Source organism: Flavobacterium sp. (assembly GCF_043773265.1).
Taxonomy (GTDB): Bacteria; Bacteroidota; Bacteroidia; order Flavobacteriales; family Flavobacteriaceae; genus Flavobacterium.
This window is the reverse complement of record NZ_JAYVFH010000113.1, coordinates 1-22,120: the sequence shown is the minus strand read 5'-3', so window position 1 is coordinate 22,120 and position 22,120 is coordinate 1. Positions and strand designations below refer to the sequence as shown.

The 22,120-nt window shown below is 28.4% G+C and carries 18 protein-coding genes; 4 read left to right on the top strand and 14 right to left on the bottom strand.

Going from position 1 to position 22,120, the window contains the following annotated elements:
• Window positions 1-552: 552 nt before the first annotated feature.
• From ACH2BO_RS06105 to ACH2BO_RS06060, 10 genes are all read right to left on the bottom strand, one after another.
• Complete coding sequence (locus ACH2BO_RS06105; protein ID WP_395043868.1) at window positions 553-1,227, bottom strand: chitosanase; 675 nt, start codon at window positions 1,225-1,227, stop codon at window positions 553-555.
• 228 nt (window positions 1,228-1,455) lie between these two features.
• On the bottom strand, window positions 1,456-1,767 hold the full coding sequence (locus tag ACH2BO_RS06100; RefSeq protein WP_395043867.1) for a hypothetical protein: 312 nt from the start codon (window positions 1,765-1,767) through the stop codon (window positions 1,456-1,458).
• A 6-nt stretch (window positions 1,768-1,773) separates the two neighbouring features.
• On the bottom strand, window positions 1,774-2,850 hold the full coding sequence (locus tag ACH2BO_RS06095; protein ID WP_395043866.1) for a hypothetical protein: 1,077 nt from the start codon (window positions 2,848-2,850) through the stop codon (window positions 1,774-1,776).
• A 382-nt stretch (window positions 2,851-3,232) separates the two neighbouring features.
• The gene (gene mdh, locus ACH2BO_RS06090) at window positions 3,233-4,165 is read right to left on the bottom strand and encodes a malate dehydrogenase (protein WP_395043865.1); all 933 of its coding nucleotides are present in this window, start codon (window positions 4,163-4,165) and stop codon (window positions 3,233-3,235) included.
• Between the two features lie 27 nt (window positions 4,166-4,192).
• Window positions 4,193-5,185, bottom strand: a complete 993-nt coding sequence (locus ACH2BO_RS06085; protein ID WP_395043864.1) for a DUF6588 family protein — start codon at window positions 5,183-5,185, stop codon at window positions 4,193-4,195.
• Between the two features lie 3 nt (window positions 5,186-5,188).
• Window positions 5,189-7,129, bottom strand: a complete 1,941-nt coding sequence (gene gyrB, locus ACH2BO_RS06080; RefSeq protein WP_395043863.1) for a DNA topoisomerase (ATP-hydrolyzing) subunit B — start codon at window positions 7,127-7,129, stop codon at window positions 5,189-5,191.
• A gap of 271 nt (window positions 7,130-7,400) precedes the next feature.
• Entirely contained in the window at window positions 7,401-9,017 is a 1,617-nt protein-coding gene (gene asnB, locus ACH2BO_RS06075; RefSeq protein ID WP_395043862.1) for an asparagine synthase B, read from the bottom strand.
• Between the two features lie 224 nt (window positions 9,018-9,241).
• Window positions 9,242-9,685 (bottom strand): hypothetical protein, encoded by a 444-nt coding sequence (locus ACH2BO_RS06070; RefSeq protein WP_395043861.1) that lies wholly within the window; start codon window positions 9,683-9,685, stop codon window positions 9,242-9,244.
• A gap of 269 nt (window positions 9,686-9,954) precedes the next feature.
• Window positions 9,955-11,676, bottom strand: a complete 1,722-nt coding sequence (locus ACH2BO_RS06065) for a TonB-dependent receptor (protein WP_395043860.1) — start codon at window positions 11,674-11,676, stop codon at window positions 9,955-9,957.
• Between the two features lie 51 nt (window positions 11,677-11,727).
• A complete protein-coding gene (locus ACH2BO_RS06060; protein ID WP_395043859.1) occupies window positions 11,728-14,742 on the bottom strand; it encodes a tetratricopeptide repeat protein in 3,015 nt (1,004 codons plus the stop codon).
• A gap of 226 nt (window positions 14,743-14,968) precedes the next feature.
• Here ACH2BO_RS06060 and ACH2BO_RS06055 point away from each other — a divergent pair, with 226 nt between their 5' ends.
• The 3 genes from ACH2BO_RS06055 to ACH2BO_RS06045 are packed head-to-tail and all read left to right on the top strand — an operon-like array spanning window position 14,969 to window position 17,474.
• Window positions 14,969-15,652, top strand: a complete 684-nt coding sequence (locus ACH2BO_RS06055) for a cell division ATP-binding protein FtsE (protein WP_395043858.1) — start codon at window positions 14,969-14,971, stop codon at window positions 15,650-15,652.
• Window positions 15,652-16,539, top strand: coding sequence for a glycosyltransferase family 2 protein (locus ACH2BO_RS06050; RefSeq protein ID WP_395043857.1), 888 nt, complete (start codon window positions 15,652-15,654; stop codon window positions 16,537-16,539). Before ACH2BO_RS06055 ends, ACH2BO_RS06050 begins: the two co-directional genes overlap by 1 nt.
• Window positions 16,536-17,474: a glycosyltransferase family 2 protein gene (locus ACH2BO_RS06045; protein WP_395043856.1), complete on the top strand. Its 939-nt coding sequence runs from the start codon at window positions 16,536-16,538 to the stop codon at window positions 17,472-17,474. Before ACH2BO_RS06050 ends, ACH2BO_RS06045 begins: the two co-directional genes overlap by 4 nt.
• On the opposite strand, the gene ACH2BO_RS06040 is transcribed toward ACH2BO_RS06045, so the two are convergent.
• Both ACH2BO_RS06040 and ACH2BO_RS06035 read right to left on the bottom strand, forming a co-directional pair.
• The gene (locus ACH2BO_RS06040) at window positions 17,458-17,856 is read right to left on the bottom strand and encodes a sugar 3,4-ketoisomerase (RefSeq protein ID WP_395043855.1); all 399 of its coding nucleotides are present in this window, start codon (window positions 17,854-17,856) and stop codon (window positions 17,458-17,460) included. The genes ACH2BO_RS06045 and ACH2BO_RS06040 overlap by 17 nt on opposite strands.
• Window positions 17,856-18,962, bottom strand: a complete 1,107-nt coding sequence (locus tag ACH2BO_RS06035) for a glycosyltransferase (protein ID WP_395043854.1) — start codon at window positions 18,960-18,962, stop codon at window positions 17,856-17,858. Before ACH2BO_RS06035 ends, ACH2BO_RS06040 begins: the two co-directional genes overlap by 1 nt.
• Window positions 18,963-18,997: 35 nt before the next feature.
• Here ACH2BO_RS06035 and ACH2BO_RS06030 point away from each other — a divergent pair, with 35 nt between their 5' ends.
• On the top strand, window positions 18,998-20,134 hold the full coding sequence (locus ACH2BO_RS06030) for a glycosyltransferase (RefSeq protein WP_395043853.1): 1,137 nt from the start codon (window positions 18,998-19,000) through the stop codon (window positions 20,132-20,134).
• Here the strand turns inward: ACH2BO_RS06030 and ACH2BO_RS06025 are convergent.
• Both ACH2BO_RS06025 and ACH2BO_RS06020 read right to left on the bottom strand, forming a co-directional pair.
• A complete protein-coding gene (locus ACH2BO_RS06025) occupies window positions 20,097-21,404 on the bottom strand; it encodes a hypothetical protein (protein WP_395043852.1) in 1,308 nt (435 codons plus the stop codon). The two genes, ACH2BO_RS06030 and ACH2BO_RS06025, sit on opposite strands and share 38 nt — an antisense overlap.
• A 58-nt stretch (window positions 21,405-21,462) precedes the next feature.
• On the bottom strand, window positions 21,463-22,120 hold a 658-nt coding region (locus tag ACH2BO_RS06020; RefSeq protein ID WP_395043851.1), incomplete at its 5' end, for a polysaccharide biosynthesis C-terminal domain-containing protein.

Sequence of the window (22,120 nt, the reverse complement as noted above, 5' to 3'; positions counted from 1 at the left end):
AATTACAACAATTTTCACGAATCATTTACAGTCTTCTAGTCATTCTTACGAACGAAGAATCGCTTTAACTTGTTAGCTCTGTTTTTTTTGCCACAGATTAAACGGATTTTCACAGATTTTCACAGATTTTCCGCACACTTGTCATTCTGACGCAGGAAGAATCCCATCAAAATTATTTAAAAAATAGTACCACAAATTACAACAATTTTCACGAATCATTTACAGTCTTCTAGTCATTCTTACGAACGAAGAATCGCTTTAACTTGTTAGCTCTGTTTTTTTTTGCCACAGATTAAACGGATTGAACGGATTTTCACAGATTTTCCGCACACTTGTCATTCTGACGCAGGAAGAATCCCATCAAAATTATTTAAAAAATAGTACCACAAATTACACAAATTCTCACAAATTATTTTTCTTAAATTTTACCGCTAACTTGTCATATTGGTTCAGAAAATTTGGAAAAAGATCTCTATAACACAATTAATAAATTAAAAACCTAAATATCAATTAAATATTGTTTAAAAACCACTATTTAACATCAAATAATAGTTATGAAATCGAAGTGCCATTGGCTAAAATAACTTTAGACAAATCCCAATTGGCTGTTGCAATTTGATTTTTAAAACATTGAGTTCTGTATATTGTTTTTCGCAAAATTTTTCTAGAATGATTTTCTAACCAATTATGACGTGTATCAACATATTGTTTTATCCATTTTTTTTCATCGCCACCATTTAACGGAATATTCTCTGGAAAACGTTCTCTTAAAAACGCAGGAATACTGCCCGAATGTATGTAACTATCATAAATAACCAACATACTCAAGGCATTTTTAAAAAGATTTTTCTCGAAAAAATGTTGTGCTGGTTGGTAATACAATTTTTCAAAAAACTCATCTTGGCTGTTTTGCATAATAACATCTTGACGTGCCGATTGACGTAATAAACTTTTAAAAGCAACATTATCTACCAACGATTTTTTACCAATATCGTTTATAAAGGGTTGAAATTGAGTAGCAAATTTTCCTTTTTTTACAATATACAATTGCAACAAAGCTTTTAAATTTCCTTGTTCTGTAGTTTGACTTCTGCCATAAGTTATTTGCCTAGTGTTGTTTATACCATCGGCAAAGATTACTACCATATCATACTTACCTTGCTTGGTGCCAGTTTCAAAAACATTTACTACTTGTAGAATTTTTGATTTTTGGATTGCTGTTATCATAAATTGGTTGGTTTTGGTTGTTAACTATTAAATAAAAGATTATTGTAAAAGTAAAAATTAATTTTTAAAGTAAATCTAGGTTGTTTAACTGAATCAAAAGATAATTTTATGCTCTGTGATGGTCTTTGACCTTGCAGTTTTAAAAAGAATTTTGCTACGAAGTCTGGAGACATTCGCAGAGCATGGCGGTAGTTTTCATACTTCGTAGAGCTGGTCGTCTTTAACATATTATTCGTTGTAAACATCTTCTATCAAGCTTTCATCAAATCTTCCTTTTATCCATTTTTTTAAATCATCTTGCGTACTTAATATTAAAACAGGTTCTTCTTCTATGGTTACATGGTTTCCAGATTCAATAATTGATTTTATAATCTGTAATCTGCCAACTAAAAAATTGATTGTTGAGGCGGAACAATCCTCAAACCAATCAACAAAAACTTTTAACCGTTCTTTGTTAATGGTTTTACTATTAATAATTTCATTTTCTTGCTGAATATTTCTTTCTTCTATAAGTTTTATTCTCTTTTCAAAATTTCCCATAATTGATTATTTTTTGGTTTTAATATATTTACCTTCTTCTTTTACAAATTTATAAATTCCTTTAGACACTAAATCATCCATAAATTGAATTTCTTTTCCAAAACTTGTTAATTCGCCAGAAGATTTATTCAATAAACTTGTATCATATTTGTCACTTAATATTACAATATCATCTCCTCTATTTGTTGCTTCTTTTAACCAAGGATAGTTATATTCTGAAAAAAAATCAAAACTTTCATCAGCAAGTTTTTGAGGCACATTCAATAAGTTAAACTCAACCTCTTTTGCGCCAAAGTTAATGCTTCTTGGATAATCTAATTCTGTTATGACTTTTTTAGTATCTTTTATATAATTACCTAGTAAAGTTACAGTTTCATTCGGTTTTGTGCTAATTATTCTTTCAGGTAACCAAGACGGTTTTAGTTTTAAAAATCGTATTTTAGGTATTTTAACTTTTAGAAACGGTTTTACTTTAGTAAGAGTTGCTTCTGGTAATAGCATCGAGGATATATTTTCTAAAACAATCATTTTGTCTTCTTTCAATTGCTCATTAGTGAAATATTCTGCAACAAAGGCAGGAATAAATATAGTATTATCTCCTTGTAAAACTTGTAAAGGAGAATAAGGATTAATGACTCCTAATTGTTTTGGTGTTGAAAGTATTGGATAGTATGTTTTATCATATTGATGAATTGTAAATCCTGCTTCATATTTTTTTTCTTTTTCTAAGTATCCGCACCAATATGCTATTCTAGAGTCAATAAATTTATTTTCATCAGCATCTTCATCATTTGAATCAAGAGAAAAAGGTATGGCTTGTTTATAATCATCCATTTCCCAAAGAGAATAACCAATTTTTGATAATTCAACAATTAGCACATCAATGTAATTAGAGCTAAATTTATCCAATACAACTCTTATTATACTAGGATCTTGATTGACAGCATCAAAAAACCATTTTTTGTTTTTAAAGTTTTTTATAATATTTAAAATTGAAATGTTTTCATTAGTCCCAATATTGTTAATTGGTTTATTGGCTAATAATTTTAAATCACTATATAAATCGTCATCTTTTCTGTCCAATAATACAAAAACCAGCTATGCGAAGTCTAAATCACGCTCTGCGATGGTCTTTGACCTCGCAGCTTTAAAAACAATTTTGCTGCGAAGTCTGGAGACATTCGCAGAGCATCGCGGTAATTTTCATACTTCCTAGAGCTGGCTCAAAACTCAAGAAAATAAGAATTGAAAGAGGTTTTTCGAGTTATGAAAATTTTGCATACCAAAACGACTTGTCAAGAATTCAATATTGGAGAATGGAAAAAGGCACTAATTTTACAATAAAATATTTATTGAAAATACTAGACATTCATAAAATAAGTCTAGAAGATTTTTTTATTGATTTAAAATAAAAAATGCCAACAATTTCTTGCTGGCATAAATTTATAAAAAAATAGTTGCTATTTTATAAAACCGATTTCAAATCGCCATTCATTGCTCTAACAGCATCGGCACTTTTTGCAAATTTAGCTTTTTCGTCTTCGTTTAATTGTATGTCTACAATTTTTTCGATTCCATTTTTACCAATAATACAAGGTACACCAATGCAAATATCACTTTGTCCATATTCGCCATCAAGCATTACAGAACATGGTATCATTTTCTTTTGGTCGTTTAAAATACTATCTACTAAATAGGCAACTGATGCACCTGGAGCATACCAAGCAGAAGTTCCTAACAAAGCTGTTAATGTTGCTCCACCAACCATAGTATCTGCAGCAACTTTTTCTAATTGTTCTTGTGATAAAAATTCTGAAACTGGAACACCATTATAACTTGCTAAACGAGTTAAAGGAATCATTGTTGTATCGCCATGACCGCCAATTACCATTCCAGAAATGTCATTGGCTGGTTTGTTTAATGCTTGTGATAAATAAGTTTTAAAACGTGAACTGTCTAAAGTTCCACCCATTCCTATAATTCTATTTTTAGGTAATCCTGTGGCTTTTAATGTTAAATAGGTCATTGTATCCATTGGATTTGAAACTACAACTACAATTGCATTTGGAGAATGTTGCAACAAACTTACTGCAACTGTTTTTACAATTCCGGCATTAATACCAATTAATTCTTCACGTGTCATTCCAGGTTTTCTAGGAATTCCAGATGTAATTACAACTACATCGCTGTTGGCAGTTTTGGTATAATCATTTGTGCTTCCAGATACTTTGGTGTTAAAACCAAGTGTTGTTTGGGTTTGCATAATATCTAATGCTTTTCCTTCGGCAAAACCTTCTCTGATGTCTAATAATACTATTTCACTTGCAATTCTTCTATAAGCAATTGCATCTGCACATGTTGCGCCAACGTTTCCTGCTCCTACTATTGTAACTTTCATCTTATTGTGTTTTTTTATTTTAAAAATTTAAAAATCATATTGAACTGATAGATTTGAATTTACAAATTTACCAAAAGCAATTGTAGATTGCACATAAATTTTGCTAATTTGATATCTACAGGAAACTTCTGCTATAAAGTTTGATTTGGTTTTATAAATTTCTTTCAATCTTTGATTTAATATATATTGTAACGGAATTGTTTCTTCGATGGCACCTTTTGGTCCAGTAAGTTCATATTTAAAATTACTTACATTAGCAATCAATCCTGTTAAAAATTCAAATTTTTTATATTCTTTTGAAGCGTTTACTTGAAGTTGATAAGTGTCAACCAAACCACTAATTCTATTGATTCCTAGATTTCCAAAATCGGTTTGGACATCTAAAAAATCGAAACTTACGTCTTCTTTAGAATAGGAAACAGCCGTTGCTAAATTAATTTTTTTAGCATCAAAACATTTGAAGTATTGACTAAGATTGTGTTTCAATCCAATGCCATAAACTTGAAATTCGCTTCTTTTTAATTTAATTTTTGGTGAATATTTTAGTAAAATTTCTGTTCCATACCAAACAGAAACTGCACCAAATAAATGTGGATAAACAACAACGCTTTGATTAATTCCTTTTGGAGTTTCTATACGAATTGGTTGACCATCTAAATCGCCAATTAAATCAACTTGATAATCATTTCCTAAAGCGGTAGGAATTGTTGCAGTTGTTGCACCATCTATTGTTAATAAAGAAAAATCGCTATTGTAAATTTGAAATTCTCTATCACGATTGGGAACAATAAAAATATTAGAATTTATTCCAATAGTTACATCCCAAATTTTTCTTTTCTTGGCAGAATTTACCCATGCCGATGATGATTGATACACAGCAGCATCTGTAGCTGGAGTTATATATTTATCAGAAAAAAATAGTGCATCATCAATAAAATAACCCAAATCTTGAATTAATTGTTCCGATTGAGAAAATGAAAAATTTGATACTAATAAAAAAAGTAGAACTATCTTTCTCATTACTTATGCATCAATTTTTGCATAAACAGCATTTTTCTCGATAAATTCTCTTCTTGGTGGTACTTCATCGCCCATTAACATTGAAAAAACTCTATCTGCTTCGGCAAGACTATCAATTGTAACTTGACGTAATGTTCTAAAACTTGGATCCATTGTAGTTTCCCACAATTGCTCTGCATTCATTTCTCCAAGACCTTTATAACGTTGAATTCCTGCGCTTCCACCCATTTTTTCATTGGCAATATCACGTTGATTGTCGTTCCAAGCGTATTCCTTTTTGTTTCCTTTTTTAACTAAATATAATGGTGGAGCAGCAATATAAATATGTCCACCTTCAATTAATTCTCTCATAAATCTAAAGAAAAATGTTAAAATTAATGTAGAAATGTGACTTCCATCGACATCGGCATCACACATAATAATTACTTTATGGTAACGTAGTTTTTCAAGGTTTAATGCTTTTGAATCTTCCTCAGTTCCAATAGTTACACCAAGTGCTGTAAATATATTTCTAATTTCTTCGTTTTCAAAAACTTTGTGGTGCATTGCTTTTTCAACATTTAAAATCTTACCTCTTAATGGTAAAATTGCTTGAAAATTTCTATCGCGACCTTGTTTTGCAGTTCCACCAGCCGAATCTCCTTCGACAAGATAAACTTCGCATTTTGCTGGATCTTGCTCAGAACAATCTGAAAGTTTTCCTGGTAAACCACCACCACCAAGTACAGTTTTACGTTGTACCATTTCACGTGCTTTTTTGGCAGCATGACGTGCTTGAGCAGCAAGAATTACTTTTTGAACAATAATTTTAGCATCGTTAGGATTTTCTTCAAGATAGTTTTCTAGCATTTCAGAAACTGCCTGTGATACTGGCGAAACTACTTCTCTGTTTCCTAATTTGGTTTTAGTTTGTCCTTCAAACTGTGGTTCTTGAACTTTTACAGATATAATTGCAGTTAATCCTTCACGGAAATCATCACCAGTAATTTCAAATTTTAATTTATCTAATAATCCCGAAGCATCGGCATATTTCTTTAAAGTACGAGTTAATCCCATACGGAAACCTTGCAAGTGCGTTCCTCCTTCGTGAGTGTTAATATTGTTTACATAAGAAAAAATATTTTCTGAATAACTTGTATTATATATTAATGCAACCTCAACTGGAACTTCACCTTTTTCGTGTTCCATGCTAATTACATGAGAAATTATTGCTTCACGACCTTTGTCAAGAAAACGAACAAATTCTTTTAAACCTTCTTTAGAATGAAAAATTTCTGTAGCAAATTCTCCTTTATCATTTACATCTCTTTTATCTGTAAGTGTAATTGTAATTCCTTTATTAAGAAATGACAATTCACGCATACGACCTGCAAGTGTATCATAAGAAAACTCTATTGTTTGTGTAAATATAGTTCTGTCTGGATGAAAAGTAACCATTGTTCCTCGCTTAGTTGATTCACCAACTTGTTTTACAGGATACATTGCTTTACCTTTTTCATACTCTTGCTCATAGACTTTTCCATCTCTAAAAACAGTAGCTTTTAAATGATCTGAAAGTGCATTTACACAAGAAACTCCAACTCCGTGAAGTCCACCAGAAACTTTATAAGAATCTTTGTCAAATTTTCCTCCGGCACCAATTTTGGTCATTACTACTTCTAGAGCAGAAACTCCTTCTTTTTTGTGCATGTCAACCGGAATTCCTCGACCATTATCTTCAACAGTAACCGAATTATCTTCGTTGATAAAAACCGTAACTGTATCACAATGACCAGCCAATGCTTCATCGATTGAGTTATCAACTACTTCATAAACTAAATGATGTAAACCTCTAACTCCAGTATCTCCAATATACATTGATGGACGCATTCTTACATGTTCCATTCCTTCTAATGCCTGAATACTATCGGCTGAATAACTATTTTTTTTAATCTCGTCGCTCATATTAAATTGTATCGTAAGTATGATTTTTGTCTAACACGCAAATATATAAAAGTAAACATGATTTTAAAGCGATTTTAAGCATTTTATAGCGCAAGTTATTAACATTTATCTTTTAATAATTTTTAATTGATTTAAAGCGATTTTTTTAGTTTTTTAAGAATTAATAATTTATAACGTATTGACCAACTAGTGTTTACATAAAAAAAATAAAAACGCCTACCATTGCTGATAAACGTTTTTAAACAAACAAACTAATCTTCTATATAAAAATTTATACTATAATTGTTGCTTTGGCAATTTCTACATCGGCTTGAACGTGTGCCGAGTTTGCTCTACCTGATGGATCTTGATTTTCTTGCCATTTTGGTATCCATTTTCTAACGGTTTGTGCTGCGCTAAGTTGTGGATAATATTTATGGAAAATGGTTCTGTAAAAGTAAGCTTCTTTGGTTGTTGGTGAATTGTATGGAAACTCTAACGCAGCTTTTTCTAATTGTTCATCAGTAACTTTTGACGAGCAATATTCAATTAATTGGTCTATCCAATTGTAACCAACGCCATCTGAAAATTGTTCTTTTTGACGCCATAAAACTTCGTCTGGAAGATAAGGATTATCAGGTGTATCAAAAGCTTTTCTTAAGATATATTTTTCTTTTCCATCATAGGTTTTTGGTAATTTTTCTTCTCCTTTAATTTTCATTGAAACGTCTAAAAATGCTTTGTCAAGAAAAGGAACTCTTGCTTCTAAACCGTGAGCCATTGTTGATTTATCGGCACGAAGTAAATCGGCTGTAAATAATTTTTGCACTCTTTCTATGGTTTCTTTGGTAAAATCTTCGGTTGTTGGTGCGTTTCTAAAGTATAAATATCCTCCAAAAATTTCGTCTGCACCTTCGCCAGAAAGTACTACTTTAATTCCCATATCGGTAATTGCTTTAGACAAGAAATACATTGGTGTACTAGCACGAATTGAAGTTACATCATAGGTTTCTAAATGCCAAACTAATTTGTCTAGAATTTCGATTCCTTGTTCTATTGTAAAATGTACTTCGTGGTGTTTTGTGCCTAAAAATTCGGCTACTTTTCTAGCCGCTTTTGCATCTGGAGCATCTGCGTCTAAACCTATAGAAAATGAGTGTAACTCTTTGCCTTTTTCTTTTAATAAACGTGCTGCAATTGATGATGTTAATGATGAGTCTAATCCACCTGAGAGTAAAACTCCAATTGGAACATCACTCATTAATCGTTTGCGGGTTGCTTCTGTCAATGCTTCTCTAATGGCAACTAAATCTAGTTCTTTATCACATTTTTTATAATCTTCATATTCTGGTTTGTAGTATTTTACAAATCCTGTTTCTGGTGTATAATAATGTCCTGGAGGAAAAGTTGAAAAGGTTTTGCATTGATCAGCAATTGGTTTCATTTCTGATGCAAAATAGGTTCTTCCTCTTTCGTCCATACCGTAATATAATGGTTTTACACCAAGTGGATCACGACCAGCAATAAAATCATCGCCATCTACAACTACAAAAGCGAAATCGCCATCTAATAAATGAAGAAAATCATATTTATATTCTTCATAAAGATGTACTATAACTTCTGAATCAGATTTAGAACGAAATGTATGGTGTTTTAAAATTCCATCTCTCAATTCTTGGTGGTTGTAAATTTCGCCATTGTGAATCATCCAAGCAGATGAGCAACCTTGAATAGGTTGTTTGCCCGAATGTAAATCAATAATTGATAATCTTTCATGGCTTAATATATGGCCATTTTCAGTAATGTGCATATCGCTTTCGTCTGGACCACGATGTGACATTCTTTTAGAAAGTTGCTTTACTAATTCTTCGTCTTTTCCTTTTCCTATAATGGCTAATATTCCGCACATAATGTTATTCTTTAAATTGTAATATTTTTATTTGATGAAGCAAATTTGGTATATTACTTATACTATTTAAAGTAAATAATTAATTTTGGTTATAAATTATAACTAAAAATTTATTATTTTGATTTATTTGTAAGTAAAAAGGTTTTTTTTTGGGATTATAATTTGGATTGTTAGAAATAGGACTCGAATAAAACAAATGCAAGTAACACTGATTTTAAGTATTTTTATTCTACAGTTTCTACAACAAACTGCGACCCATTAATTTCAAACGAAAATCCAACAACATTTCCCATAAGTTTTAAGCCAAGTGGCGATTGTGGTGAAAGTGCAATTATAGTTTTAGAATCTAATATAATTTTAGGCAAAGCTACACTTATAAAAAGATACATTGAATTGGCTTTGACAACACTTCCTATAGCAATTTTGTTATGAACTTGAGAAGCATCAATTTTATCTAGGATTGCTTTTTGATCTAAAATTTCTCTTAATTTATGATTGAGTTTTTCTTGTTCTATATGCATCATCGACAACGCAGTTTCGTGCTTGTCTCCAGCAGAACCTTTAGCATCATTTTTAGCATCTTCGGTTAAACCAGAAATCATATCACGAAAAACATCTATTTTATCTTGTAATAATTGTTGGTGGTGTTTTAGTATTTGTTGTTTCATTTTTTTTAACACTAAGCATTTTTTTTGCCACGAAGACACTAAGGCGCAAAGTTTACTTTTATGGTTGCTAAGTTTTTGCCACGAAGACACTAAGGCGCAAAGGTTTTATTTTAATTTGCTAAGTTAATTATTTTTTGAGTTTGTAAAAATTATATAATTACATTAGAGGTAAAAAAGAATGACGCAAAAATAATAAATCTTTACGTCATTATAAATCAAAAAATTATAAAAACTTTACGCCTTAGTGTCTTTGTGGCAATTTTAGTGTCTTAGAAATCAAACTTAAAATTAGCTCCAACCATAACTTGAATTCCTTGTACTGGATAATTTATCCAACGTTGGTAATTCTGATTGGCTAGATTATTTCCTTTTAAGAAGAATGTTAATCTTTCATTGTGTTTGTATCCAACATTTGCATTTAAATCGAAATAACTATCAAGAGTAACATCTGTAAATAGTGTTGGTGGAACATCATCTATTACTGTTAATTGGTCTTTTCTTTCTCCAACAAAAAACACATTTACTCCAGCAAACCATTTTGGTGTAATTGTAAAATCTAAATTAGAACCTATTTTTAGTCCAGGTAAATTCCAAGCTTCTTTTTGATCTCCTGTTGCATAACTATTAAATGTACCGTTGATACCAAATGAAACATTTTTTGAAAAATCGGCTTTCAATTCTCCAAAGAAACTTACAGTTTTTACATCATCATAAACTACATCAAAACTATTTCCGTTTGAATAACCATCACTTGGAGGAATATCCAAAGACAAACTATTGTTTTTATACAATGCTTTATCACCTTCATTCATTAATGATCCACGAACATTATAACTTATTGAATTGGCAAGTTTTCCTTTTAATCCTATATAAATGTCAAATTTTTGATCTGTTGGTGAAACACTTAATGTTGGTGAAACAAAGAAATTATTTTGAACAAATTCACGATAAGAATTTTGTTTTAAAGTTCCTTCTGCTCCAGCATAAGCAACCATTAAATCACCAACAACTTTGTAAGATGCAGAAATATTTGGGTAAATAAAGAACTTATTTTTACCTGATTCTGTTGCCATACTATAGAAAAAAGACGCTCCTAAATTTATTGCCAAATCTTCTTTATTGATTTGAAAACTTGGAGAAAAACCAACATTGGTAAAACCATATTTATAACCTTGAGTACCAAAGTATGTTTTATCAAAACTTCCGTTGATGTAATCTAAAACAAAATTTGCTTTAATTTTTTCTTCCATAACATCAAATTCTAAAGAAGGTTTGGCAATAAAATGATTTTCTCCAGATGAAAAAGCATCCCAAAAACGTTCAAATTTTATACTTGCATCTTTAAAAACACTTTCATTCATTTTTAATCTTCCACCAACATACATTGTATGATAAGTTTGACTTACATCTAAATCTGGAAATAGAATAATTTTTGGAACTCCATACCAATTATAAACTTGATTTTGATAACCAAAATCGGCATTCCAAGAAAGTGTTCCAGACCTACTTCCATAGGTTAAATCTAATGCAGTGTCATAAAATTTATCTTGCAATTTAACTTCTTTAATTCCTCCTTGTGATGATAAATGACGTAACATTCCGCCAATATAATCTCCACTTTCTAAAGTTTGTGTAATAAATAATTCGGCATTTATTGTACCATAATTTCCTGCGGCTAAGGTTAAATAATTGCTATAATATTTTTCTTGTTCAGATTTATCAACATTGGCAGCTTTTCCTTTAGATGGAGTAAAAGTTGATGCTACCGGAAAAGAAAAAATATTATATTGAATGTTTTCTTTTTTAGATGTTTCATCGTCTTCTAATGATGGTGTTTCTTTTACTTTAAAAGCATCAGATATTGATGGTGTGTATGGTTTTACAACGTTTACAACTTCGGTACCTATATTTTCGTCTTTCTTTTGGCCAAAAATAATTTGCGTTGCTAAAAGAAGTGTAACTAGTTGTATATATTTCGATTTAAATTTCATGTTTATTTTTTTATAAGTACTTCGACGAGCTTAGTTTGATATTAACTTTATTTATTTAACAACTGATGAATTTGTTTTACTTTCTTCGGTTTTAATTGTGTCTAATTCTGTTTGTGCTTCTTGAACAACATCTGTAAATTCGGTGAAATTTTTAATTACACTTTCTAAAATATAGGTTGCTTGATAACTATCTTTTAATCCGTAGAAATTTTTTGCCATGACAACTAAACCTTTGGCTCCAAAATATTTATATCCTGAAAAGTCTTTGGCTAATTTTTGAACAGCTTTGTTAGAATCTTCAAATTTTAAATCTTTATTCTTGAAATAGGCATCATAAAACAATGCTTCGGCAGCTAATTCTCCTTTTGCAATTTTCAATAAATTAGCATAAGCTATTCGAGCTTTAGTTTCATCATTGGCTTTTATTGCAGATCTTGCCACAATAATTTGAGCATCACTTTTTACTTTGTTATCTGTTTTAGGATTTGCCAAAACTTTATCTGCATAGATAACTGCATTTGGATACTCTTTTTGGTCATAATAGGCACGCATTAAATTGGCTTGAGCGAAAGTAACATTTTGAGGAAAATCGGCTTCGGTTTCTAATCTTTTTAATACCGGAATTGCTTTGGCAAAATCGTTTTTCTTTAAATAAATTTCGCACAAACGCGCTAATGATTGTTCAGTATATTCGCTTTTAGATTGTGAAATTACATAGTCATAGTTTGCTATTGAGTTGGTTTCTAATCCGTCAGCATAATATGATTGTGCCAAATAAAAGTTTGCCTTCAAGCTGTGAATTCCTTTTGGGAATTTAGCAACATAACCGCTTAAAGTTGCAATTGCTTGCTTGGTATTATTCTGCAAATATTGTTTTTCGGCAGCTTCATAAGTATCATTATCTAATTCTGTATCTGATACTTCAACAAAGTCTAAAGTTCTAACCCAAGAAGCATATTCATCGACTTTTCCATTGTCAAGATAAATTAATCTTGCTGTTGAAACGGCTTCAAGTGCTTCGGCAGTTCTTGGATAATCTGCTGCAACTTTTTTAAATTTGGTTATAGCTTCATTATCTTTATTGGCATTGTAATAAATTAAACCTTGACGCAAAACTGCTTTTGAAGAATAAGTTCCGTTTTTAAATTCAGATAATAATTGATCGTAAGTTTTTATGGCTAAATCTGTTTTATTGTCAGCCACATAAGTATTTCCTAATTCAAATAAAGCATCATCTCTATATTGAGATGTTTTATAAGTTTGAATAAATTTATTAAAATCTTCTATTTTTTTATCGTTTTTACTTACAAATCCGTAGCTAATTGCTTTTTGAAAAGCTGCATAATCGGCATCTACACTTTTCAATTCTATAGCTTTATTATAAGCTTCCATTGCTGGAAAATATTTTGAAGTAACAAACCTACTATCACCTAATCTTAAATAGGAATCGTTTAAACGAATTTTATCATCTTTTACTGCATCAATATGATTTTGGAAAAAATTTCCGGCTTGGTCATATTCTTTTTGTTTAAAATAACAGTAAGCAATATTATAGTTTATGTTTTTATATTCTGGTGTGTTTTTAGCTTCTGCCATTCCTTCAAATTGCTTAAAACTTAGCAATGCTTCGTTAAAATTATCTAAAGTATACTCTGTTTCTGCTTTCCAAAATGTTGCTCTTGCTGAAAATTTAGCGTCTTTTTGTTCTTTAATAGATTTTACAAACATTTTTTGTGCTTCTTGATAACTTCCGTCTGTATATAATTCTAATCCTCTATAAAAAGTAACTTTTTGATAAGCCAATCGGTTTTCTGGGCTTTTATTTTTTTCTAATAAATTTAATGCTTCTTTATAATTTTTAGAAGTTATATAAGAATTTATTAACAGTGTTTCTATTTCATTTTTGCTTGATGATGCTGGATATTTATTCAAGAACGAAGACAAAACATCAGGAACACTTTGATAAGAATTACCTATTTCGTAACTTAGTTTTGCATAATTTAAATTGGCATCTTCTTGAATTTTTTTATCAAAATCCATTTCAGAAGCATTTTTAAAAGCGTTTAATGCTTGTTGCTTTTTATCAAGTTTCATGTAACTTTCACCCAAATGATAATAACCATTTTGGGCAACAAAGTCGTTTCCTGTTATGATTTTATTAAATTGTGAAATGGCATTTTCATAATCTTTTTGTTGATAATAAGTATAACCCAATTGATAAAAATCAGTGTTACTCCATTTTCCTTTTTTTCCGTTATATTCTTTTAAATAGGGAAGTGCTTCACCATATTGTTTTAAATTAAAATAACTTTCACCAATAATTTTATTCAATTCAGATTTTTCTAAAGCACTTGATTTTGCCATTGCAGCTTTTCCTAAATCGATTGCTTTTTGAAAATTTCCTAGCTTAAAGTTCATATCTGCCTGAAAATAAGATAACTTTTCTTTATATTTTTCTTCGCCAGAAACTTGATCAAAATATTTAGTTGCTTCTTTATAATTATCACCTTCATAAGCCATAAATCCTAAATAATATTTGGCTTGAGAACCATATTCTTTAGAATTTTGAACTTTATTGAAATAAGTTGTTGCTTCTTTTTTCTTTTTGGCAGTGAAATAAACATATCCTTTTTGAAAATTAAATTTTTCTTGCTCTTCAAATGTCAATCCGCTTTCATCAACTTTATCAAAATATTCTAGTGCTTGTGGATAATTTCCGTTTTCAAAATAATATTGTGAAACGCCAATATAAGCTTGATTTTGTTTAGAACTTGTTGGGTAATCTGCAACAAAATCTTCCATCATTTGTTCTGCATTATTTTGATTTAATTTAATAGCACAAAATGCAATATAATAGGCACAATCTGCTTGAATATCTTGAGCATCATTCTCGGATTTTACTCTGTCAAAGAGAATTTGAGCTGCAAGATATTGGTTGTCATTATACAATGAAACTGCTTTGTCAAACTCAGCCGATTGATGATTATAAATTTCAGATTTTTGAGCATTTAAAGTTGTAAAAGCTATCAGTAAATTCAGAAAAAGAAACGATGTTATTTTTTGCATTGTTTATTATTTTATTAATCATTCCAAAATTATCATTCTAGTATCTATAACGAGAGATTGTTTGGTTTTATTATAAACATTTTTCTTAACAATTTGTGAAAGTTTCAAGTATTGAGTTTTGAGTGATAAAATTTGTTCAACTTTTAATTTAAATAAGTATTATCCCAAAATTTATTTTGAAAACCTGCGTTATCTTATTACTTTTACCCAATAAACAAAATTTCTTATGTCTCAACTTGTACTTTCTTTAAAAAACGTAACTATTTATCAAGAAAACAAAGTGATTTTATCTCAAGTAAATCTTGATGTAAATCACGGAGAATTTCTATACATTATAGGAAAAACAGGTTCGGGAAAAAGTAGTTTTATGAAAACTTTGTATGGCGATTTACCTTTAACAGAAGGCGAAGGTCATATTGTTGAATTTGATTTGGCAACACTAAAAGAAAAAGAAATTCCTTATTTGAGAAGAAAAATAGGAATGGTTTTTCAAGATTTTCAACTACTTCCAGATAGAAATGTAACTGCTAACATGCTTTTTGTATTAAAAGCAACTGGTTGGGTTGACGCAACAGAAATGCAAAATAAAATTGATGAAGTTCTAGATAAAGTTGGAATGAAAGGATTTGCTAATAAAATGCCACACCAACTTTCTGGTGGTGAACAGCAACGAATTGCAATTGCAAGAGCATTGCTTAACGATCCTGAATTTATTCTTGCCGATGAACCAACAGGAAACCTTGATCCTCAAACCAGTGCAGAAGTTCTTGAAGTTTTAAAAAACATCAATGCACTTGGAAAAACAGTAATTATGGCAACTCATGATTATGCTTTGTTGATGAAATTTCCGTCTAAGACATTGAAATGTGAAGATGGCTCTATTTTTGAAGTGGTTCAAAGAACTGTATAATGCTCTCCATTTTAATTCCTTGTTACAATTATAATACTTATCCACTAGTTGTGGAATTATATAATCAATCTGTAAAGGAAAACTTATCATTTGAAATTATAGTTCAAGATGATGCTTCTAATTCGGAATTAAATTTAGAAAACGAAAAAATAAAATCATTACAAAATTGTTTTTTCTATAGAAATAATCAAAATATAGGTCGTGGTAAAAACAGAAATTCATTAGCCACAAAAGCCAAATACAATTGGATTTTATTTTTAGATTGCGACACTTTTCCAACAAAGAATGATTTTATAAAAAAATATATCCATGCGATTCAAAAACATGAAGTAGTTTTTGGTGGAATTAAATACCAAACTAAAAAACCTGAACAATCGCAGTTGCTACGATGGATTTATGGCAAAAAACGTGAAGCTATTTCTATAAAACAACGAATTAAAAACCCAAATAGAACTGCTTTAACTTCTAATTTATTGATTAAAAAAGATGTTTTTTTATCCAATCCATTTGAAGATACTATTTTGGAATATGGTTATGAAGATTATTTATTTTTTATAAAATTAGAACAAAAAAATACAGTAATTACTCACATTGAAAATACTGTAATTCATTTAGGATTAGAAACTTCTGAAGAATATTTAAATAAAATTAATATTTCATTAAAGAATTTAAGTTATCTGTATAATTTTGGATTATTATCATCCTCAGATAACAGAATATTATCTGTTTATTCTAAAATTAATAAATTTAAATTAGATAAATTTTTTAATTTATTTTTTGATGAATTCAGTGTTTCCATTAAATCAAATTTAATGTCAAATAAACCTTCATTATTTTTACTCGACATTTATAAATTGAGTTATTTTTGTAAAATAAATTTAAAATGAAACCTTACTTTTCAGTAATTATTCCTCTATACAATAAAGAAAATTTTATTACGAATACATTAAAAAGTGTTCTTAATCAAACCTTTACTGATTATGAAATTATAATTATTGATGATTGCTCTATTGACGATAGTTTAAAATTAGTTTCTAATATTGTAAATGAAAAAATAAACATCATAAAGCATGAAGTAAACAAAGGACTATCGGCTTCTAGAAATACTGGAATTAGAAATTCAAATGCCAATTATGTAGCATTTCTTGATGCAGACGATTTATGGAAAGAAACTTTTTTAGAAGAAGTTTCATTATTAATTAATCAATTTGCAGAAGCAAAATTATTTGGAACAAATTATGAAGAAATTTATTCCGAAAAAACAGTATTGAAACCTAATAATTATGGAGCCAAAATCATTAAAAACACTTTAATTCCTGACTACTTCGAAATTAGTTTGTCTCAACCATTATATTGTCCTTCAAGCTTTTGTGTAGAAAAAACAGTTTTTGAAAATATTGGATTTTACAATGAAAAAATAACTTTTGGCGAAGATGTAGATTTTAACATTAGAGCCAATTCAAACTATAAATTAGCATATTCTAACAAAATATTGGTTAGTTATTTGTGCTTTTCTGAAAATCAAATTACACAAAGTAATTTGAGCAATAAAATAATCACAGATTTTGATTTTTATGAAAATAAATATTCTAGTAAATCACTGAAAAAATTTCTTGATTTCAATAGATATATAATGGCAAAACATTATAAAGTTGAAGGTGATTTTAAAAGATTTTCTGAAATGAAAAAAGGAATAATTACATCTAATTTAAATTTAAAACAGTTGTTATTACTAAATTCTCCGAGATTATTTTTAAAAATTATAATCAAAATAAAAATGTTTTTTATAAATAAAAAAATACGCCTTACAACTTATGGTTAAGTTTTAAAAACTCATCATAATTTCTAATGTAATCTTCTTCTTTAAAAACATCTGATGCAAGAACTAAGCATACTGAACCTGACGAGAAATTTTCTAATTCTCTCCAAATATTAGTGGTAATTAAAAGTCCTTTGTCTGGTTTATTTAAAGTAACTTTTTTTTCTTCATTTCCGTCTTTTAAAACAACATCAAAACTTCCTGAAAGTGCAATTAAAAATTCTAATTGTTCTTTGTGTGAATGACCTCCACGATGCGCAGAACTTGGAACATCAAAAAGATAGTAAACTCTTTTAATATCAAATGGAACTACATCATTTTCTATAATGGCAATATTTCCTCGGTAATCTTCAATTTTTGGAATGTCTATTATTTGAATGTTCATTATTGTAGTGAATTAAAAAGTTGTAACCATTGATTTCCAATATTTTGAATTGAAAATTTTTCAACACTTGCTTTGGCATTATTTTTACAATGTAAATATAGTTTTTTGTTTGAAATCATTGCATTCATTGCAAGAATCATTTGTTCCTGATTTTGATTTTCTACTAAAATTCCGTTTTCATTATTTTCTATAATTTCACTTGGTCCAGACAAACAATCATAAGCAATAACTGGAGTTTCACATGCCAAAGATTCTAATAAAACAGTAGGAAAACCTTCGTTTTTACTAGTTAAAACTGTAAATAAAGCTAATTTATAATAGGAAAACGGATTTTGTATTGTTCCTTTAAAAATAATTTTATCTTGCAAATTCAATTTATGAACTTGTTCAATATAACTATTTTTAAGCAATCCTTCTCCAAGAATTAGGAGTTTAATATCCATTTTTGGCAAATCTGATTTAGAATAACAATGAATTAATTGATCAAACTGTTTCACATTGGTATTCATATTTCCAACTGCTAAAATAAATTTGAAACCTAAATCTAAAACTTTTTCTGATTGTTTATTTATAAAATCAAGATTAATCGGATTATAAATAGTTTCAACTTGATTATATTGATATTCGTTTGTGATTTTATCTTGTATAGTTTTAGAAACCGAAATTATTTTTTTAGAATTTGAATAAATTGATTTTGCTAAAAATTTATTTTTTGGAAAATATAAATTGGTCATATAACTATGCACCATTTTAATTAATGGCGCATTATAAATAAGTTTTACTATTAAAAACTCCTGAAATTGTCTGTTAATTACTCTGGAATCAATAATAAAATCAAAATTATTTTTTCTAAAAAATTGATTTAGAACTTTAAATCTTTTTATTCTATCCAATAAATTAAACCTTTCATTTTTTATTTTTCCAAGATTTAAAACTTCTCCCGAAAACTCATATTCTATTTTATCAATTACAATAACATGATGAACAGCACATTTATTGGTTTCAAAAAATTGAGATAATAATGCCGAACACCGTTCTGCGCCACCACCAGCAAGTTGTTCTGACACAATGCAAATTCTAAATGGCTTTTTTGCTGATACGCTCAATTTTTGATTATTTTAGCAACAAATATAAACAATAAGTGAGAATTTTATTAATTGGTGAATTCAGTAGGTTGCACAATTCTTTAAAAGAAGGATTAGTTGCTCTTGGTCATGAAGTAACTATTATTGCAAATGGTGATGGCTTCAAGAATTTTCCGGTTGATTTATCTACCAAAGCTAAATTATCTGAAAGTAAAATTGGCAACCTTATTAGACAAATAATTTTTAGAATTACAAAATTTGATATTGCAACTTTAGAATTCGGAGTTCGATTTTATTTTCATTCGAATAAATTAAAAAACTTTGAAGTTGTTCAATTAATAAATGAAGCTCCAATTCAAACTATTCCTGCTTTTGAACGTTATTTATTAAAAAAAATCTTCTTTCAAAACAATAAAGTTTTTCTTTTATGTTGTGGTGTTGACTATTTAGTTGCCAAACATTTGATAGAAAAAAAGGAGCGTTATTCTATTATGAATCCTTATTTTGAAAACCCAAATTCTAAAAAAGAATATCAATTTATTCTTGATTTTTTATCTAATACTCATAAAAAAACTCATGATTTGGTTTATAAGAATATTAAAGGAGTTTATGCTTCAGATATTGATTACATAAATCCAATAAAAGGCAAAAAAAAATATTTAGGAATGGTTTCAAATCCTATAAATACATCAATAATTGATTATTCGGAAATGATTATTACTGATAAAATAATTATTTTTCTAGGCATCAATCGCGGAACTTATTTTACTAAAGGAATTTCATTTTTAGAAGATGCTCTAAAAATTATTAAAGATAAATATCAAGATAAAGTTGAAATCGTTATTGCAGAAAATCTTGCTTATGCTGATTATATTTTACAATACAACAAAGCACATATAATTCTGGATCAAGTTTATGCTTATGACCAAGGATACAATGCACTTGAAGCTATGGCTAAAGGAAAGGTTGTTTTTACTGGTGCAGAAAAAGAGTTTGAAGAATATTATAATTTAAAAGAAAAAGTTGCAATAAATGCGTTGCCAAATGTTAATTATTTAGTTCAACAAATTTCATTTTTAATTGAAAATCCTAATGAGATAATTGTAATTGGACAACTTGCTAGAGACTTTATTGAAAAAGAGCATGATTATATGATTATTGCAAAAAAGTATTTAGCTTTTTGGGAAGTTTAATTTTATTTTTTAAAAACAATAAAACCAAAATAACCATAATAAATTCATAAGGATAACTATACCTATTATTTGTTCCGTAAGTTACTAATGCTTGCAAAACAGAATTTGCAAATACAATAACTATTATCATAAATTCATTAGTTACTTTTCGGTTTTTATAAAATAAATATAAATAATAAGGAATTAACCCAATAAAAATGAGTTTAAAAAGTCTTAAATATAAATGTTGAAAAGACCAAATTGCATCGCAAATATTTTCTGCATTTTTAGAATTAAATTTCTCTTCATTTAATATTAAAGTTGTTCGCCAAAAGTCATACCATGAACGACAAACTACTTGTTTTAAATAATCAACAGGATTTTTTATTATAGTTGCTTTTGCAAATTTCCCTAATTCGAAAGATAATTCTTCAAAAGTTAAATTGTATTTGTCAAATGCACCTTGACCAATAGTGAACCAAATTGTCATTGCTACATCTCTGTTTTCTTTAATAGATTGTTCTCTATATTTTACATAAGGTTTAGAAATCCAATCAAACTCTTTCGGTGCTTTTTCGGCAAAATAGACACAATTTTGAGCATTTGTTAATCCATAATAAGACGTTGGAGCAAAATAACCTGTATTGATTTTATTAAAATAACACCAACCATAATAAGCAAATAATGGTAAGATTAAAATAATCAAATTTTTAGATAAAATTGTTTTCCAACATGGATTCTTAAAAAAAACAAACAACAAAATTAAAAAAGGAAGAAAGGCATAAAATGGTTTAATCATTATTAAAAAAGCAAAAAAAGTACTCAAGCCAATAAGATTTTTAATATTTAAATTGTCTAAAATTTTATTAGAGATTAGATAAAACATTATTGAAACCATAAATAAAACTAATGCTTCGACTAAAATAGAAGTTTCAAAAAAGAAAACGCTTAAAAAGCTTGACAAGAAAAGTGTAATTATAAAACTGCTTTTTATAGAATATTTTAAATTTAAAATTGTTTTATACCATATAATTGATGTTGCAATTCCTAATATAAATTGAAATAAAACAACCAAATATAAATTTTGATTAAAAAGTGAAATTACCAATGGATAACCAACAGTTCGTAAACCATGATAACCCATTAAGTTGAAAGATGAAATGAGTTGTGATAATTCTACATAACCTTCTGTATCAGTATAAATACTAACTGATGTATAAAAAATTAGAAAAAAGAAAGTTCTAAATAATATTCCAAAAAGAATTAAATTTCTAATGGGATTTTGTATCAAATAATTGAAAATAATTTTAATATTATTTTTTATGTTTTGGATCATAAATAGCTATAAATTATTTTGATTTTTTATTTATTGTATTAACAATAAAACCTTTAATGTCAATTCGTTTATTTAACTCTAAATAAGAGTACAAAATAGAAATCAAAAACAAAATAGAAATCAAAATGTACAAATAAATTCCATCAAAACCATAAATAAATAGTACAGCTAAGCTTCCAATTCCTATATTTAAAGTTATTAATTTTTTACATTCTATAGAAAAACTGAATTCATATTCTTTATTAATAATTTGATAAATATAAATTCCATAAATTAAGTAATTTAAAAAATAAGCAATTCCTAATCCAGTTAACCCAAAATATTTATATAAAATTATTGAAAAAATTAGGTTTAACAAATCGCTTATTAACGCTTGTTTAAAAAATAATTTTTTATCACCTTTTACTAAAATAACATATCCCAATGGAAAAATAATTGCTTTTAAAATTACTGAAAACAAGGCGATTTTTAATATTAAAAATGAACTAATAAACTCTTTAGAATATAACAATTTTATTAAAAAAGGAGCAGCTATATATAAGAATATTATTGCTGGAGTAACAAGAATTAGTGCTATTTCAATTTGATAATTAACCAACTTTTTTACTTTACTATTATCATAACAAATTGAGGTTAATTTGGGATAAAAATCAAAAGACATTGCATTAAAA

Coding starts and splice junctions, on each gene's coding strand:
- ACH2BO_RS06105 (WP_395043868.1), bottom strand. CDS start 1,227: ATGATAACAGCAATCCAAAAATCAAAAATTCTACAAGTAGTAAATGTT.
- ACH2BO_RS06100 (WP_395043867.1), bottom strand. CDS start 1,767: ATGGGAAATTTTGAAAAGAGAATAAAACTTATAGAAGAAAGAAATATT.
- mdh (WP_395043865.1), bottom strand. CDS start 4,165: ATGAAAGTTACAATAGTAGGAGCAGGAAACGTTGGCGCAACATGTGCA.
- ACH2BO_RS06085 (WP_395043864.1), bottom strand. CDS start 5,185: ATGAGAAAGATAGTTCTACTTTTTTTATTAGTATCAAATTTTTCATTT.
- gyrB (WP_395043863.1), bottom strand. CDS start 7,129: ATGAGCGACGAGATTAAAAAAAATAGTTATTCAGCCGATAGTATTCAG.
- asnB (WP_395043862.1), bottom strand. CDS start 9,017: ATGTGCGGAATATTAGCCATTATAGGAAAAGGAAAAGACGAAGAATTA.
- ACH2BO_RS06070 (WP_395043861.1), bottom strand. CDS start 9,685: ATGAAACAACAAATACTAAAACACCACCAACAATTATTACAAGATAAA.
- ACH2BO_RS06065 (WP_395043860.1), bottom strand. CDS start 11,676: ATGAAATTTAAATCGAAATATATACAACTAGTTACACTTCTTTTAGCA.
- ACH2BO_RS06060 (WP_395043859.1), bottom strand. CDS start 14,742: ATGCAAAAAATAACATCGTTTCTTTTTCTGAATTTACTGATAGCTTTT.
- ACH2BO_RS06055 (WP_395043858.1), top strand. CDS start 14,969: ATGTCTCAACTTGTACTTTCTTTAAAAAACGTAACTATTTATCAAGAA.
- ACH2BO_RS06050 (WP_395043857.1), top strand. CDS start 15,652: ATGCTCTCCATTTTAATTCCTTGTTACAATTATAATACTTATCCACTA.
- ACH2BO_RS06045 (WP_395043856.1), top strand. CDS start 16,536: ATGAAACCTTACTTTTCAGTAATTATTCCTCTATACAATAAAGAAAAT.
- ACH2BO_RS06040 (WP_395043855.1), bottom strand. CDS start 17,856: ATGAACATTCAAATAATAGACATTCCAAAAATTGAAGATTACCGAGGA.